Below are 275 nucleotides of genomic sequence, written 5' to 3'. Positions count from 1 at the left end.
CAGGGCGGCATCGGCGCATCCCTCGGCAACATGAGCGAGGACGACTGGTACTGGCACATGTTCGACACCGTCAAGGGTTCGGACTACCTGGGCGACCAGGACGCCATCGAATTCATGTGCCGCGAAGCCCCGAAGGTCGTGTACGAGCTCGAACACTTCGGCATGCCGTTCGACCGCAACCCGGACGGCACGATCTACCAGCGTCCGTTCGGCGGCCACACCGCCAACTTCGGCGAGAAGCCGGTGCAGCGCGCCTGCGCCGCGGCCGACCGTAC

The 275-nt window shown here is 66.2% G+C and carries 1 protein-coding gene; it reads left to right on the top strand.

Going from position 1 to position 275, the window contains the following annotated elements:
* A partial coding sequence (locus ACEN88_RS35405) for an FAD-binding protein (protein WP_413347078.1) occupies positions 1-275 on the top strand: 275 nt, incomplete at both ends.

The sequence above is a fragment of the Massilia sp. CT11-108 genome, from assembly GCF_047302915.1.
Classification (GTDB): Bacteria; Pseudomonadota; Gammaproteobacteria; order Burkholderiales; family Burkholderiaceae_D; genus Telluria; species Telluria orientalis.
Note: the sequence above shows the minus strand (reverse complement) of the source record. Positions and strands in the feature narration are given on the sequence as shown.